Source organism: Cytobacillus oceanisediminis (assembly GCF_004366035.1).
Lineage (GTDB): Bacteria > Bacillota > Bacilli > Bacillales > Cytobacillaceae > Cytobacillus > Cytobacillus oceanisediminis_C.
In genome coordinates this window covers 287250-303324 of the sequence record NZ_SOEE01000001.1, presented here as the reverse complement: position 1 = coordinate 303324, position 16075 = coordinate 287250, and the positions used below count along the sequence as shown (strand labels likewise).

Sequence of the window (16075 nt, the reverse complement as noted above, 5' to 3'; positions counted from 1 at the left end):
GGGTGTAATGGATGGGGAATTCAATCGTTAAATCACAAATGGAAGATGTGAAAAATTTCCTCGGTAATAGCGTTGCCGCTTTTGAAGATTTCTTAAATAATACAACGATTAAAGATCTTGAAACAGAAAAGCAGGGAAATGTGAATTATTATAAAAGCATTCTTTCACATGTCAGAAAACTGCTTGTTTATTGTGAAGAAGGACTTGATACCTGCACGATCATTTTAAAAAGTGACCCCTTCCAAAAGGGGGCTGCCGAAAAGACGTTATATCGGATTTACCATCAATGCATTGAAGAGTTTTTCTCTCCGAAAAATGATGCCTGGTTTGAGAATAGCCGTTCAGCATATACTGGAAAAAACTCAATCCAATTCCATGAGGAAGTTCCTGACAGCCTAAAAACAATGTTCAGGCAGCTGGAAGGAGAGTTCCAGCGGATTCGGGAGGAACTTGAATATTACGAAACTGATTACCGGACAAAAATGATTCAATCAAAATAGGAATGTTGAAGAACAGCTGGCAGCTGTTCTTTTTTTGTGGGCAGGTTTACCGCAGGTCTAGCGGGCAGTAAAATCCCATTAATTGAAGTTTCACTTTATATGCTGGTTTCCAATTTTCTTTGGAAAACGTACAAACTTCCTCTCATACAAATAGAAAGTGAGCTATAAAAAGAAGTGAGTGAGGGATTCTATGAGTAAAATGGAAGATTACATCAAGGAAGTTACAAAATGGAACAAAGAGCTAAGAGATTTTTTAGACTCGGAGGATGTTGAACAAAACAATGAACTATGGCAAAGGCTGGACCATTTTACCGAAATTATGGATGGAGTAAACGGCCCCCTCGATATAGAAGCCCTGGAAAAGCTGCAGGAACACGTGGATACTCTTCATTCCGATATGGAGAATTATTTTACTAATAGACAGCAGCTTGGAAATATCTATATCAATGAACCGTACATCCCTGCTGGTAAGCATTTTTTGCCTCCGCTCCCTTATGATTACAGTGCATTGGAACCGCATATCTCTGGTGAAATTATGAGACTGCATCATGATAAGCATCATCAATCTTATGTGGATGGATTGAATAAAGCAGAGGTGATGCTTCAAAATGCGAGAGACAATAATGACTACAGTCTCGTAAAACACTGGTCCCGTGAACTCGCCTTTCATGGGTCGGGCCATTATTTGCATACGATATTCTGGAATAATATGAGCCCTGAGGGCGGAGGAAAACCTTCTGGGGCACTCCTCAAAGAAATTAACAAATACTTTGGGAGCTTTGAGAGGTTCAAAAGCCATTTCACTGAAGCAGCCAAACAGGTAGAAGGCGTAGGCTGGGCAATCCTGGTCTGGTCGCCAAGAGCACGCAGACTCGAAATACTTCAGTCGGAAAGACATATGCTTTTAACCCAGTGGGATACGATACCATTGCTGGTTTTAGATGTATGGGAACATGCTTATTATCTGCAATATAAAAATAATCGCGGAGATTATGTGAAAAATTGGTGGAATGTTGTCAACTGGAAGGATGTAGAAGACAGGTATTTAAAAGCATCTGAGTTAAAATGGAAGCCATTCTAAATGGAGCAGAAATAAGTAGGAGGGGAGTACCAAGAGTATTCCCTTCATTTTTGATGGACGAGCCTTCTCCAAAGCCGCCAGACAAGTAAACTTAATAGTCATATCACTACTTGTCCTGCATAAACTTGTACAAATAAATGAAAAACATGGAACTCCTCCCTGCGGGGAGATCCTGTATTTCGCTCAATTTGACATTCCACAAAGGAGACGGGGTTTTGTGCAATGAAATGGTTTAGAAGGCTGATGGCCATGGTTTTGGCCACCGCGTTGATGATGATGAATATTTCTCAGAAGGCAGAAGCGTCTGTTTCAGTAAGTGCCCGGAGTGCCATATTAATGGAGCAGGATTCTGGCCGAATCCTTTACCAGAAAGATGCAAATGAAGTGAGGAGAATAGCAAGCATTACAAAAATCATGACTGCAATTCTGGCTATAGAGTCCGGGAAAATGGGCGACATGGTTAAAGTTAGTGATCGTGCTGTCAGAGCGGAAGGCTCCTCGATTTATCTAAAGGCAGGAGAAAAAATTAAGCTTGAAGATCTGGTCTATGGACTCATGCTTCGTTCAGGCAATGACTCTGCTGTTGCAATCGCAGAGCATGTTGGCGGAAGTCTTGAAGGATTCGGCTTTTTAATGAATAAGAAGGCGGAAGAGATTGGCATGAAGAACACACATTTCGCAAATCCTCATGGTCTGGATGATCATGAAAATCATTATTCGACCGCGTATGATATGGCTTTGCTGACCAGGTATGCAATGAATAATGAGACCTACCAAAAGATTGCTGGTACAAAGGTGCACAGAGCGCCAAACCCGAATGAAAGCTGGGACAGGGTGTGGAAAAATAAAAATAGGCTCCTTACTGAATTATATGAGTATTGCACCGGGGGAAAAACAGGATATACCAAAAGGGCAAAGAGAACCCTTGTTACCACAGCATCCAAAGGCAGCCTAAATCTGATTGCAGTAACCTTAAACGGACCCGATGACTGGAATGACCATATTAATATGTATGAGACCGCTTTTAAAACCTATGATATTGTGGAAGTCTTGCCCGAGGGAATTATAGAAGATATTGATGAAGAGTATTATAAAGGCAAAGTTTATTTAAAGCATTCCTACCATTACCCTGTTTTAAAAGAGGAAAAAGACAAGTTTAAGATTAATATAAAGCTGCAGAAACCTGAAACAGAATGGGAAGACAGCCGAAAAATGCCTGAAGTCATAGGACAGGCAACAGTGTATTTTGAAGATAAGCCTGTTAGAAAACTTCCTTTATATTACAGGCATGATAAAGCAAAAGAAGATAAATCGCTTTTAGAATACTTTAAGGGCCTTTTTACCTCCATTGCGGGAGTGAAGATCAATGGTTAACATCATTTGGGTGATGCTTACCGCTATAGGCATTGTCTTTGCCATGATAAACGGCACCATGAGCGAAGTGAACGAAGCCATTTTCAATGGTGCAAAAGAAGCGGTCACGTTATGCATCGGTCTAATCAGCATACTCGTTTTTTGGCTGGGAATGATGAGAATCGCAGAGGATGCCGGATTGCTGAAAAAACTTGCTTCCTTATTCAGGCCTGTTGTGAAAAGGCTTTTTCCAGAGGTGCCCGGTGATCACCCGGCGATGGGATATATTCTGTCAAACATGATGGCCAATATGTTCGGTCTTGGAAACGCAGCTACCCCGCTTGGCATAAAAGCTATGGAAGAGCTGAAACAATTGAATGGGGGCAAAAATGAAGCGAGCCGCTCTATGATTACCTTTTTAGCCATCAATACATCAAGTCTTACTTTAATCCCTACAACCGTGATTGCAATACGGATGAATTATAATTCCGCCTCGCCGACCGATATTGTAGGTCCCACTTTAGTGGCTACATTCTGCTCAACATTGGCCGCAATAATGATTGATCGTTATTTCTATTACCGAAGAACGCGTAAAGGATGAGGTTAGGATGGAGATTGTGTCAGCTGTTTCCCTTTGGTTAATTCCTATTTTAATAGGCTTTATATTAATATATGGAACTTTTAAGAAAGTTCCTACCTATGAAAGTTTTACTGAAGGCGGAAAAGAAGGCATAAAAATTGCTGTATCCATCATTCCGTTTCTTGTCGGCATGCTTGTAGCCATATCGGTCTTCAGGGCTTCCGGCGCTCTGGAGTATTTTATGGATCTGATCAGGCCTGGACTAAATGCCATTGGAGTACCTCCTGATATCGTACCCCTGGCTATCATTCGCCCTATTTCTGGAACTGCAGCGCTGGGAATGACCAGTGACTTAATTGCAGTCCATGGGCCCGACTCGTTCATAGGCAGACTTGCCTCAGTACTTCAGGGCAGTACAGATACAACTTTTTATGTACTGACGGTCTACTTTGGGGCGGTAGGAATCAAAAAAATGGGAGATGCCCTCAAAGTCGGACTCTTAGCCGACTTGGCAGGCATCATTGCCTCCATAGTGATCGTGACAATTGTTTTTGGAAATATGTAAAACAGAATGGAAAATAAAAGGCATTTTAAATAGGGGCTTAACGACGATTCAGGTTTCTGCTATTTAGCTGCAATCGAAGTTTAATCACTGAGCTGATTGGAGCGGAGAGCACTTGATCCTCGAAATGCATACGCATTCTTCGTACGGTGTATTCACAGAAGCAAATTCAATGTCCAGTGGAGGAGGCTTTCGTTCCTCCCTGCGGGTTCGCTGAGTGCCCGCAGCGGAAATCAACGGACATCGGTTTAAAAACAAAACATTCTATTAAAAAAAGACACCTAATTAGGTGTCTTTTTTTATTTTTATCTAAATTCCAACATTCAGTAATTACAGACTATTTCTGATGCAAGCTGTTTTAACTATGGTTTGCTTTGAAAACTTGACGAATTATGTCATAATTCAGTAGGAGTGAAAAAGTATGAAATACTGTTAATAAAACTTTGAGGTGACATATATGGAAAGATTGCAGAAGGTTATTGCCCATGCTGGGTTTGCTTCGAGAAGAAAAGCGGAAGAGCTAATGGCTGAAGGCCGTGTAAAGGTTAATGGAAAAACAGTGAAGGAGCTGGGAGTTAAGGTCTCTCCTTCAGATCGGATTGAAGTGGATGGAATTCCAGTTGAGAGAGAGGAGCCCGTTTATTTCCTTCTCTATAAGCCAAGAGGCGTAATTTCTGCCGTTTCGGATGATAAAGGCAGAAAAGTCGTCACGGATTTCTTTATGGGAATCAAACAAAGAATTTACCCTGTTGGAAGACTGGATTACGATACATCCGGAATTCTCATTCTTACCAATGACGGGGAGTTTGCAAATCTTTTAATGCACCCAAGCAATGAGATTGAAAAAGTCTACGTTGCCAAGGTCAAAGGCATCCCTTCGAAAGAAAGCATGAGAAGCCTTCAAAGAGGTGTGGTCCTCGAAGATGGAAAAACAGCGCCTGCAAAAACCAAACTTTTATCAATGGATAAGAAAAAACAGACAGCCATTGTGGAAATCAGCATCCATGAAGGACGCAATCGCCAGGTTAGAAGGATGTTTGAAGCCATTGGACATCCCGTTCTGAAACTGAAGAGGGAGAGATACGGCTATCTTACTTTGCAGGGTTTGTCAGCGGGAGATGCGAGAGAACTTACGGCCCATGAAGTTAAACAGCTGCGGGCACTTGCTATGAAGAAGAAATAATGAGGTGAGCACTAAAAAATTCATAGAAGTGTCACAGTTACGATAATTTGTTAACAATATAGGTATGATGAAAAATGCTATAATAGAAAACAGCTATGAGGCTCAATTCATTTTCCATATGTTACATATTAACTTGTTCAAGGTACGATTTTTATCTGAAAAGGATGCCTTAGGAGGGAAGTTTTTTATGAAGAAGCAGCGTCTGGTAATGAGAACAATCATATTGCTTGTCCTTGGTGCTGCCGTGGCATATACGCTATACGCTAATTTTACGAAAGACAAAATTCAAAAGGTTGCCGTAGGAGAAAAGGCACCTGATTTCGTTTTGACAGACATGGATGGAAATAAACACCGGTTATCAGATTATGAAGGGCAGGGTGTTTTCCTGAACTTTTGGGGGACATGGTGCAAGCCCTGTGAGAAAGAAATGCCATATATGAACAACCAATACAAGCAATTTAAAGATGAGGGTGTTCAGGTTTTGGCTGTCAATGTAGGAGAAACAGATTTGGCAGTAAATAAATTTTCTGAGCGTTACGATTTATCGTTCCCGATTGTCATTGATAAGAATACCCAGGTCCAATCAGCTTACGGGATTAATCCTCTTCCTGCAACTTTCCTTATCGATAAAGACGGGAAGGTAGTCAAGTATATTACAGGAGAGATGACTGAAGATACGATCAAGAACTATATGGAACAGATTAAACCATAAGTTACGGGGAGTTTTATATATGAAAGAAGTAAAATGCGACTGCGGCCATGTAAACCCCATCGGTACGATTTTATGTGAGTCATGCGGCAAGGTATTGGAAGAAAAAGAAAAAGATAAGAAACTTCTGGATATGCGGTATGAAGGAAGTGCACGCCGTTCGCAAACCTATAACAAAACGATAATTGATAAAATATGGAATTTCTTTTCATCTGTAAAGGTTGGAGTCTGGCTGATTGTCATAACGCTGATTGCTTCTGCCCTTGGAACAATTCTTCCTCAGGAAATGTATATTCCGCCGATCATGCCTGCTGAAGAATATTACGAAGATCAGTATGGCTGGATAGGTAAATTATACTATGATTTAGGGTTTCATAACCTTTACAGCTCATGGTGGTATTTGATTTTGATTGCCTCAATCGGCATATCGCTTGTGATATGCAGTCTGGATAGGGTTATTCCTTTGTACAGGGCTCTAAAAAAACAGAGGGTAAGCCGTCATGAAAGCTATCTCCAGCGCCAGCGGGTTTTTGGGGTTTCACAGCCAGAAGCCACTGATCAGGCATTTACTATGGCAAAAGAAAAGTTAAAATCCAAAAAATACAGCATCAGAGAAGAGAATGGAAACATCCTTGCCGAGAAGGGACGTTTTTCAAGGTGGGGCCCATACGTTAACCATGTAGGGCTTATCATATTTTTAATCGGCGGAATGCTGCGTTTTGTACCAGGCATGTACGTTGACAAAATACTTTGGATCCGGGAAGGCGAGACAAAGGTCATTCCTGAAACCAATGGAGAATACTACCTTAAAAATGATGGCTTCATCCTTGAAATGTACGATAAAGAGAAAGATAAAGAAGTGTTTGAAGAAGCGATTGATAAAGCAGGGATGGTAGCAAAGAATTATCAGTCCAATGTAACTCTTTATAAAAAACAGGGAGATACAGTTGCGGGGGAAGAGGCTGATCTCGAGAAAGTTAAGGACTTTGAAATTAAGGTAAATAAACCTCTGAAGTTTGAAAAATTTGCATTATACCAAGTAGATTATAAGCTTAATGAGCTTAACAAAATGTCCTTTGCCCTGACAAATAAAAAAACGGGTGAAGAATATGGTGATTTAACAGTCGACCTGAACGATCCTCAGGATGTATATGATCTTGGAAATGGCTATAAAGCTGAAGTTGTCAGTTATTTTCCCGATTTTGAATTTGATGAAAATGGGGAGCCGATAACAAAGTCCAGAGTTCCTAATAATCCTGCCTTCGTTTTCAAAATGTTTACTCCGGATAAGCCGGATGGCGAAATTAGTTTCGTTGCAATCAGACAGACAATTGAACCTTTTGGTGATAATGAATATAAGATGGCATTTAAAGGCATAGATACTAAAAATGTATCGGCTCTGACTGTCCGAAAAGATTTGACCCTATGGATTATCGCTTTGGGCGGTGTTATTTTCATGATAGGTGTTGCACAGGGGTCTTATTGGAACCATCGAAGAATCTGGCTTCGCCGTGTCAATGGAGAAGTATGGGTAGCCGGACACACTAACAAAAACTGGCATGGTCTTAAAAGGGAAATAGAGGCAGCATTGGACGGAACCGGAATTAAGGTGCCGGAAGACCAGCTGCAAAATCAAAGTGAAAAGAAAGGCTAAGGAGGAATCTGAGTGGTTACAATAAGCAGCAATTTACTATACACAGCTTTTATCCTCTATTTAATTGCTACTGTCTTTTTTGCTGGCTCCATAAAGGATAAGAAAAATACAAACAAAGGGCCAAACAAGTGGGCGGCAATCGGATTATGGATTACCATTATCGGGTTTGCCGCACAGTTGGGCTACTTTATTACAAGATGGATTGCAGCCGGGCATGCGCCTGTCAGCAATTTATTTGAATTTACAACATTCTTTGGAATGTCGCTTGTAGGTGCTTTTATAGTGATTTACTTAATTTATAAAACACCTATCTTAGGAGTCTTTACGCTTCCTGTTGCTTTGCTAATGATCGCTTATGCAAGTATGTTTCCGCGTGAAGTTTCACCACTGATCCCGGCTTTGCAGAGTGATTGGCTTCATATTCACGTTACAACTGCAGCAGTTGGACAGGCTATATTAGCTGTAAGCTTTGCTGCAGGAATTATCTATTTGGTTAAATCAGTCGATCAGTCTAAGCAAAGCAAACAGAGATTCTGGCTAGAAGCCGTTATGTTTGGCTTAGTTTGTACGCTTGGCTTTATTATTATAAGCTCAAGCTTTTCAGTTTCCGGCTACAAGGCAGAATTTAACTGGGTTGATAAGAACGGACAGGAAGATGTCCTTGAGTATCATATGCCTGCTTTAACTGGTCCTAACGAAGCAAAGCTGATTACGGAAGGGAAATTTGAACCGCTGGCGGAAATGCCTGCAATTATTAATGCAAAAAAATTAAATACAGTTATATGGTCATTGGCTTCAGGTATCATTCTATATCTTGCTTTAAGATTGATTCTCCGAAAAAGAGTTGGAGCTGCGCTTCAGCCGCTTGCAAAAAATATTAATCTGGATTTGGTTGATGAGATCGGCTACCGTTCTGTATTAATCGGATTTCCGGTATTTACGCTCGGAGCGTTGATATTTGCCATGATATGGGCACAAATAGCCTGGACTCGTTTCTGGGGATGGGATCCAAAGGAAGTATGGGCACTTATTACCTTTCTTTTTTATGCTGCCTATCTTCACCTTCGCCTTTCAAAGGGCTGGCATGGTGAAAAGTCTGCGTGGCTTGCAGTAATCGGATTTATCATTATCATGTTTAACCTGGTTGCGGTAAACCTGGTCATTGCAGGATTGCACTCCTACGCCGGATCATAACGAACACATACAAGCCTTCACTTCACAACAGTGAAGGCTTTAATTAAAGCTATAATTCTTTCTATGATTTTCTGCTCTATATATACTATGTTTCACCGCTGAGCTGATTGGGGCGGAAGGTGCGAGATCCTCGAAAATGCATTCGGATTTTTTTTCGTGCGATGCTCATTCAATCAACGTCCTACGGGAGTAGCGCACCAGGAATGACCCCGCAGGCGCAGAACGTCAAAGAGGCTCCCGGCAGCCCTGTGGGTTTGCTGAGCTGCAGCGGAGAATTCTTTAGCTATAATAAATTTTGAGAAGAGCCATTTCTATTGAACGTTAGGGGGATTTGAAAAATGGAAAACCAAGTAAAAATTTTACTAGTGGATGATGAAGAAAGAATCCGCCGTTTATTAAAGATGTACCTTGAGCGTGAAAATTATTCGATTGATGAAGCGGAAAATGGAAACCAGGCTTTGTCAAAAGCTCTGGCAAATGATTACGATGTCATCCTTTTGGATTTAATGATGCCAGGCAAAGACGGCATTGAAGTCTGCAGAGAGCTGAGAGAGAAAAAAGCTACTCCTGTGATCATGCTGACAGCCAAAGGGGAAGAAGTTAACCGCGTACAGGGGTTTGAAGTGGGCACAGATGATTACATTGTAAAGCCCTTCAGCCCAAGGGAAGTAGTACTGAGAGTGAAGGCATTATTGCGCAGGTCTTCTAAAACTACCTACCTTCAAACAGAAACAACAGCAAAAGATGTAATTGTTTTTCCTCATCTAACGATCGATAATGATGCTCACAAAGTGTTGGCTGATGGGAAAGAAGTCAGTTTAACGCCAAAGGAATATGAACTTCTCTATTTCCTGGCAAAGGCACCGGAAAAGGTTTTTGACAGGGAACAGCTGCTTAAGGAAGTTTGGCACTATGAATTTTTCGGAGATTTAAGAACAGTTGATACACATGTGAAGCGCTTGCGTGAAAAATTAAATAAAGTTTCTGAGCAGGCTGCCAGAATGATTGTCACTGTTTGGGGAGTGGGCTACAAGTTCGAGGTTATTAATGAATGATGCTCTTTCGGAGTGTTGCAGGTAAACTATGGGGCACAATTCTTTTATTAGTTTCCTTTGTACTGCTGATTTTAACAGTCATGCTGCTTGAGTTTTTTGAAAATTACCATATAAATGAAACAGAAAAAGGATTATCGAATACGGCCCATAAAATAACCAGAATTTTAAAAGAGCATAATCGTGAAGTCGGTTTGGAGATTTCCTGGGAACTTGTCGACGATGTAACAAAAGTAGTCATTATTAATTCGCCGAAAGAGTACTACTATTCTCCAAATCATACAGGTTCATTAAAACTCCCCATCTCTTACCTCACCGAGGAAGATGATTTAAAAGAAGTCCTAACGGAAGGTAAGACTGTAAAAAAAGTAACATCCGTTAATCCTGAGTATACAGATGTAGCCGCAGATGATGACAGCAATATTCTTATAATTGGGGTCCCTCTCGAAGGTGACAGCAGCAATGGGGCCGTCTTTATTTATCAATCCATTGAAGTTATGCATGAAACACTGCGTTCTACGACTAAGTTTATTTTGCTGGCTGCAGGAGTTGCCATTATTTTAACAACCATCTTTGCATTTTTCTTATCGACAAGAATTAATGCTCCGCTCAGAAAAATGAAAGAAGCTGCCTTTGAGGTAGCAAGAGGTAAATTCGATACAAAGGTTCCGATTCTGACTAATGATGAAGTTGGCGAATTAGCCATGGCTTTTAATCAGATGGGCAGACAGCTGAAATTCAATATGAATGCTCTAAGCCAGGAAAAGGAACAGCTGGCAAGCATTCTAAGCGGGATGGCTGATGGGGTAATCACCTTCAACCGCGATGGCACGATCCTCATCACAAATCCTCCTGCAGAGCGGTTTTTGCAAAGCTGGTTTTATGAACTGGATGACATTGAGAATAATACAGAGGAAGTGCCATCCAAAGTCATGGAGCTTTTCCAGCTTGCTGTAAATACCGAGAAAGAGCAGATTGGCGAAATCTCTATACAAGGACGTTCCTGGGTGATAATCGTCAGCCCTCTTTATAATAATAAATATATAAGAGGAGCGGTTGCGGTTATCAGGGACATGACGGAAGAGCGTAAGCTTGATAAGCTCCGGAACGATTTTATAGCGAATGTTTCTCATGAATTAAGGACGCCGATTTCTATGATGCAGGGGTATAGTGAAGCGATTGTCGATGATATTGCCGGAACGGACGAAGAGAAAAAAGAGATGGCAAGTGTCATTTATGATGAGTCTCTAAGAATGGGCCGGCTTGTGAATGAATTGCTGGATCTTGCCAGAATGGAAGCCGGACATATTCAGCTGACAATGGAAGAAACTGAAGTGAATTCCTATCTGCAAAGAATTATCAGGAAGTTTCAGGGGCTGGCAAAAGAGAAGGAAATTAGTCTGGAACATGATCTGCAAAGCAAGGGTGTCCCTATTCAAATTGATCCGGACAGAATTGAACAGGTCATGACTAATCTGATTGATAATGCCATCCGGCATACCCCTCACAATGGTGAGGTAAAAGTGCTCGAAAGAAGTGATGAACGGGGACTGTTTATAGAAGTGAAAGATTCTGGCTCAGGGATTCCCGAAGAGGACCTGCCATTTGTATTTGAACGCTTTTACAAAGCGGACAAAGCAAGAACGAGGGGCCGATCTGGAACTGGCCTTGGCCTTGCAATTGCAAAAAATATAATTGAAGCTCATAAAGGCCATATTACCGTTCAAAGCAAGACCGGACACGGTACGACATTTTCAATCTTTATCCCTCGAAATGAAGGATAAAGACGAGAAATGTGGCGATTGTTCTTGATACACGGGAAACAATTTATTATAGGCTTAGGGAAGGAGATGCATAATGTTTCCTTCCCTTTTTTTTTGAAATATAGTTCTAAGCAATGGGCCGGGCGTTTTTGAAGGCAGGGAGTAATCCCTCACCCAAACAGCCTCTTGCGCTTTTCTGCAAAATAATAATATAGTTAAACTGTAACTTTTTTTAAAGAGAGAACGACTATTTTATTGAACGGGGAGGGGAATCCATGGACTCCGTTTTTGATGAACTTTATAAAAAATACCATCAGGACGTTTTTCAATTTCTTTTTTATATGGTCAAAAACAAGGAACTGGCTGAGGATTTAGTCCAGGAAGTCTATATAAGAGTATTAAAATCATATGAAAAGTTTGAAGGGAAAAGCAGCGAAAAAACATGGCTCTTTTCAATTGCGCGGAATGTTGCCATAGATTCTTTTCGCAAGCAAAAGGGCTGGAAGCAAAGGATTATGGAGAAATTTGACTGGTCAACTCAGGAGGTAAAGGATGTTCTGCCCTTGCCGGAAGAAATTGCCGTGCAAAGAGAAGAAATTCAGCTGATCTATCGCTGTCTGGATTTATGCACCATTGACCAGAGGCTTGTCATAATTATGAGATATATACATGAACTCAGCATTAATGAAACAGCTGATTCACTTGGCTGGACCGAAAGCAAGGTTAAAACAACCCAGCATCGTGCTTTAAAGGTGCTTAAAAAACATATGGAAGATTTTAAGGTAAAGGAGGGAATGGATAATGAAGGAATCAAAGTGGAGCGATGAGCAGCTTCAGGAATTGCTGAACCAGCTGCCTAAAATTAAAGATGATCGTGATCCGAGAGACATTTATCAAGCTATCGAAATTAAGATGGGAAAGCAAAAAAACAGAACATGGATCCTGCCATCTATCGCAGCGGCTGCTGCCTTGCTCCTGCTTTTTATTCTCGTCCCAAACCTTATGAGCTGGCAGGAGTCTGCCGATAAGCAGGTCGAATTGAAAGCGGACCGTTCAACCTCATCTGAACAAATAGCAAGTGAAAATAACACTATTCTGGAAGCGAAAGAGGAAGACTCCGAATTAATTGCTCAAGATAAAGGCTCAGAAGAACAGGACCAGGCACAGCTGTTTACTGAGCCGGAAGCGGAAATAAATGATGAGATAAGCAAGAAGACAGTTGAATCAGAATCAAGTCCTACTGCCGTTTATGAAGAAGATTTGGCAGGGAAAGAGGTACTGACTTATGCGATTCCAGATAAGGCAGCACAAAATATTGTACCCGTCAGTGTTTTAGTTGATGAAAATCCTGCCAGGACGAAATTTGAATTATTTGAAGACACGATGAGCAGGCTAACCGAAGATAAATGGGGTTTAGAGGATTACTATCCTCTAAAAGCAAATTTCACCTATGATCGGGGAAATAAGATGTTAACTGTTGATGTGCCAGCGGATCATCCATATAGCATGTCTTCCACGACAGAAATACTTTTAGAGAAGGTCTTGTCCAATATAATGAATAATCTTGATATAGAAAAGATTAACTTCATGACTGAAGGGGAAATCGGCATTGAATTTAGCCATTACGGATATAGGAAGGAATTTATCCCGGAAAATAGCAATGGTAACTTAATTTATTATTTCTTATATCCAAATGGCGCAGATTCAACACCATTCCTGGTCCCGCTAAGAGAAGAGCTCAATTCTATAAAAGATGCTCTACTAGCCATGAAGAAAAACCGGACTGAAAATAATCTACAGGCATCCATACCGGAAGACATTGATTTTGAAACAGAAGAAATACAGGATGGCAAACTCTTAATCCGTTTTAATAATGAATCAGAAATAATTAATGATGAATCAACACTTCATGCGATTGAAGCAATACTTCTGACGGCAAAAGACTTTGATTTTGACACGGTTAAATTGGAAAATGCAGATGTTGATAAAATCGGCAAGTTTGACCTTACTGAAGAATTAAAGGTACCAATAGCAGCTAATAAACGAGATTTGCCAAATTAGGGAGGCGGCCATATGGCTGTCTTTTTTTTATGGATAAAAATCCCTCAGGTCTGCATAAAAACTATACTGCTGGAAGTATACTAATAACTGTGCTTTTAAGAGCTTTATTGTTAATTGTTCTAAAAGAGTACAAGCTGTCATAGGGTGGAAGAGAGTGCGGTCAATGACCAGGCATTCGTACAGATATTTCAGCTTACAACATAGGAGGAAAAGAATGAAGGATTACATAAGGCGTTTCTTTATCGCAGGAATAATGGCTCTTTGTGTGAGTCTGTTATTTCTGGGTGGGAAGCATTCTAAAGCTGCCGAGCCAATAATTCCGGAACTGACAGAGCATTGGGTATGGCCTGCAGATGGTGTAATTACAGACACGTTTGGGACAAGAGAAGGACAGCATAAAGGCATCGATATAGCTGGAGATTCCGGGTCTCCAGTTTATGCTGTTGACGCAGGAATTGTGTCCAGGTCTTATTATTCCCAAACATATGGAAATGTGATATTCATTAAACATAACAACCAAACTGAAACAGTATACGCCCATCTGGATAAACGCTTTTCTTCTGAAGGCGAAAAAGTTGTGCAGGGACAGAAAATCGGACTGATGGGAAGCACGGGTGACTCCTCAGGAGTGCATCTCCATTTTGAAATACATACGCAGGCATGGACAGCTGATAAAATAAATGCAATTGATCCCTCTGTTGCATTTGGGACGGGAGAAGTTGGACAAGCTGTAATTGCAGTGATGAAAGATGAAAATGCGCGTGAAGTTTCAGCACCGCCGTCTAATCTTGAGTCAGGGAAAATAAAAAATGATTCCGTGGAAACTTACCATATAGTTAAAACAGGGGAAACATTATGGTCTATTGCTGCACACTATAATTTGCGGGCCGGGGATATTGCGGATTTAAATAATATTAATCCTGATCACATTATTTCAGGTCAAAAGCTATTGATAAAATCCGAGAACTCTATAGAATACACTGTTAAACAGGGAGATACTCTAACTTCTATAGCAAAAATGCATGATACAACTGCAGAAACAATCAAAGACTTAAATAATGCTGATTCAGATACTATAAAAATTGGACAAATTCTAATCATTCGCAAAAAATAGAATAGAAATGATTGCACCGCTTTACTCCCTTAAAGTATAATGGGTAAAAAACTGGGGGAGTTAAGAAATGCTTACAGACTATCATAATCATCTCGAAAATGGCACGTTAAGCCTGGATTATTTAAAAAAATTCACAGATGCGGCAGCCCGGAAAGGGATTGAATCTTTTGGAATCTCAGAGCATGCCTATCATTTCTATCAGACAGCAGACATCCTGCAGAATCCATGGGTAAACGAAAGGCGTTTTTATGATATGAAAGACTATGTGAATGTTTTTCATGAAGCTTGGAGCAATGACATAGATGTGAAGATGTCAATTGAAATGGACTACACGCCCGGCAAACACGATGAAATGGCGAAGTTTATCAATAGTTATTCTTTTGACTATGTTATCGGATCCATTCATTGGGTTGGAGATTTCGGCATAGACCTGGCTGAATTTAGGAAAGAATGGGATAAACGGGATCTATACGAAGTATATCGAAAGTACTTTGATCAGGTAGTCACTCTGGCACAGTCAAATTTATTCGATATTGTTGGCCATTTAGACCTCGTGAAAATTTTTAAGTATGTTCCCCGGGACGAAGAATTTTTGCTGGAGCAATATGATCGTGCAGCCAACGCGCTGGCAGAATCCAAGACATGTGTTGAAATCAGTACAGCTGGTCTGCGAAAACCAGTGGGGGAACTATACCCGGACAAACGACTTCTTCAGAAATGCTATGAAAAAAATATACCGATTGTTCTATCGTCTGATGCGCACTTTCCTGAACATGTAGGTGCAGATTTTGAAAAAGCAATTGATCTTGCAAGAGAAGTGGGGTATCAGTCCATCATGACTTTCTCAAAAGGAGAAAGAAAAGAATTTCCGCTTGGATAAAATAAAAAAGATGGCATATCGCCGTCTTTTTTTGTTATATCAATAAAAATCTGTAAAGGTTCTTGGATAGAAAGATTCTCTAAACCTGACAGGTAAACATATCCCTTCACAGAATAACTTTTTTTCAGTATAATTAATCTGTATAAATAAATACGGTCTATCTTCGGGGCAGGGTGAAATTCCCGACCGGCGGTGATGGGTTATTCTTGACTCTAAGCCCGCGAGCCTGAAAGCAGAGTTTTTAAATTAAAAGCTTTGCGGTTAATTTGGGCAGGATTTGGTGCGATTCCAAAGCCGACAGTACAGTCTGGATGGGAGAAGATGGAGGTTCTGCAAACGTTCAAAAATGCAGGTTTTGAACGTTATTAAGCATGCCTTTGCAACTCTCC

At 40.7% G+C, this 16075-nt stretch carries 15 protein-coding genes and 1 riboswitch; all 15 genes read left to right on the top strand.

The features are described from left to right. Positions 1 to 11 precede the first annotated feature (11 nt). A complete protein-coding gene (locus tag DFO72_RS01535) occupies positions 12 to 500 on the top strand; it encodes a YpuI family protein (protein ID WP_113884477.1) in 489 nt (162 codons plus the stop codon). A gap of 190 nt (positions 501 to 690) precedes the next feature. Next, on the top strand, positions 691 to 1581 hold the full coding sequence (locus DFO72_RS01530; protein ID WP_113884478.1) for a superoxide dismutase: 891 nt from the start codon (positions 691 to 693) through the stop codon (positions 1579 to 1581). 222 nt (positions 1582 to 1803) lie between these two features. Continuing rightward, on the top strand, positions 1804 to 2955 hold the full coding sequence (locus tag DFO72_RS01525; protein ID WP_113884479.1) for a D-alanyl-D-alanine carboxypeptidase family protein: 1152 nt from the start codon (positions 1804 to 1806) through the stop codon (positions 2953 to 2955). Continuing rightward, positions 2948 to 3535: a nucleoside recognition domain-containing protein gene (locus DFO72_RS01520; protein ID WP_113884480.1), complete on the top strand. Its 588-nt coding sequence runs from the start codon at positions 2948 to 2950 to the stop codon at positions 3533 to 3535. Before DFO72_RS01525 ends, DFO72_RS01520 begins: the two co-directional genes overlap by 8 nt. A gap of 7 nt (positions 3536 to 3542) precedes the next feature. Beyond that, positions 3543 to 4079 carry a spore maturation protein gene (locus DFO72_RS01515; RefSeq protein WP_113884481.1) on the top strand — a complete coding sequence of 179 codons (537 nt, stop codon included), beginning with the start codon at positions 3543 to 3545 and terminating at the stop codon, positions 4077 to 4079. A gap of 454 nt (positions 4080 to 4533) precedes the next feature. Then, positions 4534 to 5259 carry a 23S rRNA pseudouridine(2605) synthase RluB gene (gene rluB, locus DFO72_RS01510; protein ID WP_113884482.1) on the top strand — a complete coding sequence of 242 codons (726 nt, stop codon included), beginning with the start codon at positions 4534 to 4536 and terminating at the stop codon, positions 5257 to 5259. 187 nt (positions 5260 to 5446) lie between these two features. After that, complete coding sequence (gene resA / locus DFO72_RS01505; protein WP_113884483.1) at positions 5447 to 5971, top strand: thiol-disulfide oxidoreductase ResA; 525 nt, start codon at positions 5447 to 5449, stop codon at positions 5969 to 5971. Between the two features lie 19 nt (positions 5972 to 5990). Next, positions 5991 to 7622 carry a cytochrome c biogenesis protein ResB gene (resB, locus tag DFO72_RS01500; RefSeq protein ID WP_113884484.1) on the top strand — a complete coding sequence of 544 codons (1632 nt, stop codon included), beginning with the start codon at positions 5991 to 5993 and terminating at the stop codon, positions 7620 to 7622. Between the two features lie 12 nt (positions 7623 to 7634). Next, entirely contained in the window at positions 7635 to 8816 is a 1182-nt protein-coding gene (ccsB, locus tag DFO72_RS01495) for a c-type cytochrome biogenesis protein CcsB (RefSeq protein WP_113884485.1), read from the top strand. 338 nt (positions 8817 to 9154) lie between these two features. Beyond that, entirely contained in the window at positions 9155 to 9871 is a 717-nt protein-coding gene (locus DFO72_RS01490; protein WP_113884486.1) for a response regulator transcription factor, read from the top strand. Next, positions 9868 to 11652 (top strand): ATP-binding protein, encoded by a 1785-nt coding sequence (locus DFO72_RS01485; protein ID WP_113884487.1) that lies wholly within the window; start codon positions 9868 to 9870, stop codon positions 11650 to 11652. Before DFO72_RS01490 ends, DFO72_RS01485 begins: the two co-directional genes overlap by 4 nt. Before the next feature lie 254 nt (positions 11653 to 11906). Then, on the top strand, positions 11907 to 12458 hold the full coding sequence (gene sigX / locus DFO72_RS01480) for an RNA polymerase sigma factor SigX (protein ID WP_113884488.1): 552 nt from the start codon (positions 11907 to 11909) through the stop codon (positions 12456 to 12458). Next, a complete protein-coding gene (locus DFO72_RS01475; RefSeq protein WP_113884489.1) occupies positions 12433 to 13692 on the top strand; it encodes a hypothetical protein in 1260 nt (419 codons plus the stop codon). The genes sigX and DFO72_RS01475 overlap by 26 nt, the downstream gene beginning before the upstream one ends. 214 nt (positions 13693 to 13906) lie before the next feature. Further along, entirely contained in the window at positions 13907 to 14806 is a 900-nt protein-coding gene (locus DFO72_RS01470) for a M23 family metallopeptidase (RefSeq protein ID WP_113884490.1), read from the top strand. A gap of 67 nt (positions 14807 to 14873) precedes the next feature. Continuing rightward, positions 14874 to 15686, top strand: coding sequence for a histidinol-phosphatase (locus DFO72_RS01465; RefSeq protein ID WP_113884491.1), 813 nt, complete (start codon positions 14874 to 14876; stop codon positions 15684 to 15686). Positions 15687 to 15841: 155 nt separating this feature from the next. Beyond that, positions 15842 to 16013, top strand: a riboswitch (FMN riboswitch). The last annotated feature ends 62 nt before the right edge of the window (positions 16014 to 16075 follow it).

What these genes read in the sequence shown, in the direction of transcription:
- DFO72_RS01535 (WP_113884477.1), top strand. Translation starts at nt 12, where the DNA reads ATGGGGAATTCAATCGTTAAATCACAAATGGAAGATGTGAAAAATTTC.
- DFO72_RS01530 (WP_113884478.1), top strand. Translation starts at nt 691, where the DNA reads ATGAGTAAAATGGAAGATTACATCAAGGAAGTTACAAAATGGAACAAA.
- DFO72_RS01525 (WP_113884479.1), top strand. Translation starts at nt 1,804, where the DNA reads ATGAAATGGTTTAGAAGGCTGATGGCCATGGTTTTGGCCACCGCGTTG.
- DFO72_RS01520 (WP_113884480.1), top strand. Translation starts at nt 2,948, where the DNA reads ATGGTTAACATCATTTGGGTGATGCTTACCGCTATAGGCATTGTCTTT.
- DFO72_RS01515 (WP_113884481.1), top strand. Translation starts at nt 3,543, where the DNA reads ATGGAGATTGTGTCAGCTGTTTCCCTTTGGTTAATTCCTATTTTAATA.
- rluB (WP_113884482.1), top strand. Translation starts at nt 4,534, where the DNA reads ATGGAAAGATTGCAGAAGGTTATTGCCCATGCTGGGTTTGCTTCGAGA.
- resA (WP_113884483.1), top strand. Translation starts at nt 5,447, where the DNA reads ATGAAGAAGCAGCGTCTGGTAATGAGAACAATCATATTGCTTGTCCTT.
- resB (WP_113884484.1), top strand. Translation starts at nt 5,991, where the DNA reads ATGAAAGAAGTAAAATGCGACTGCGGCCATGTAAACCCCATCGGTACG.
- DFO72_RS01490 (WP_113884486.1), top strand. Translation starts at nt 9,155, where the DNA reads ATGGAAAACCAAGTAAAAATTTTACTAGTGGATGATGAAGAAAGAATC.
- DFO72_RS01485 (WP_113884487.1), top strand. Translation starts at nt 9,868, where the DNA reads ATGATGCTCTTTCGGAGTGTTGCAGGTAAACTATGGGGCACAATTCTT.
- sigX (WP_113884488.1), top strand. Translation starts at nt 11,907, where the DNA reads ATGGACTCCGTTTTTGATGAACTTTATAAAAAATACCATCAGGACGTT.
- DFO72_RS01475 (WP_113884489.1), top strand. Translation starts at nt 12,433, where the DNA reads ATGAAGGAATCAAAGTGGAGCGATGAGCAGCTTCAGGAATTGCTGAAC.
- DFO72_RS01470 (WP_113884490.1), top strand. Translation starts at nt 13,907, where the DNA reads ATGAAGGATTACATAAGGCGTTTCTTTATCGCAGGAATAATGGCTCTT.
- DFO72_RS01465 (WP_113884491.1), top strand. Translation starts at nt 14,874, where the DNA reads ATGCTTACAGACTATCATAATCATCTCGAAAATGGCACGTTAAGCCTG.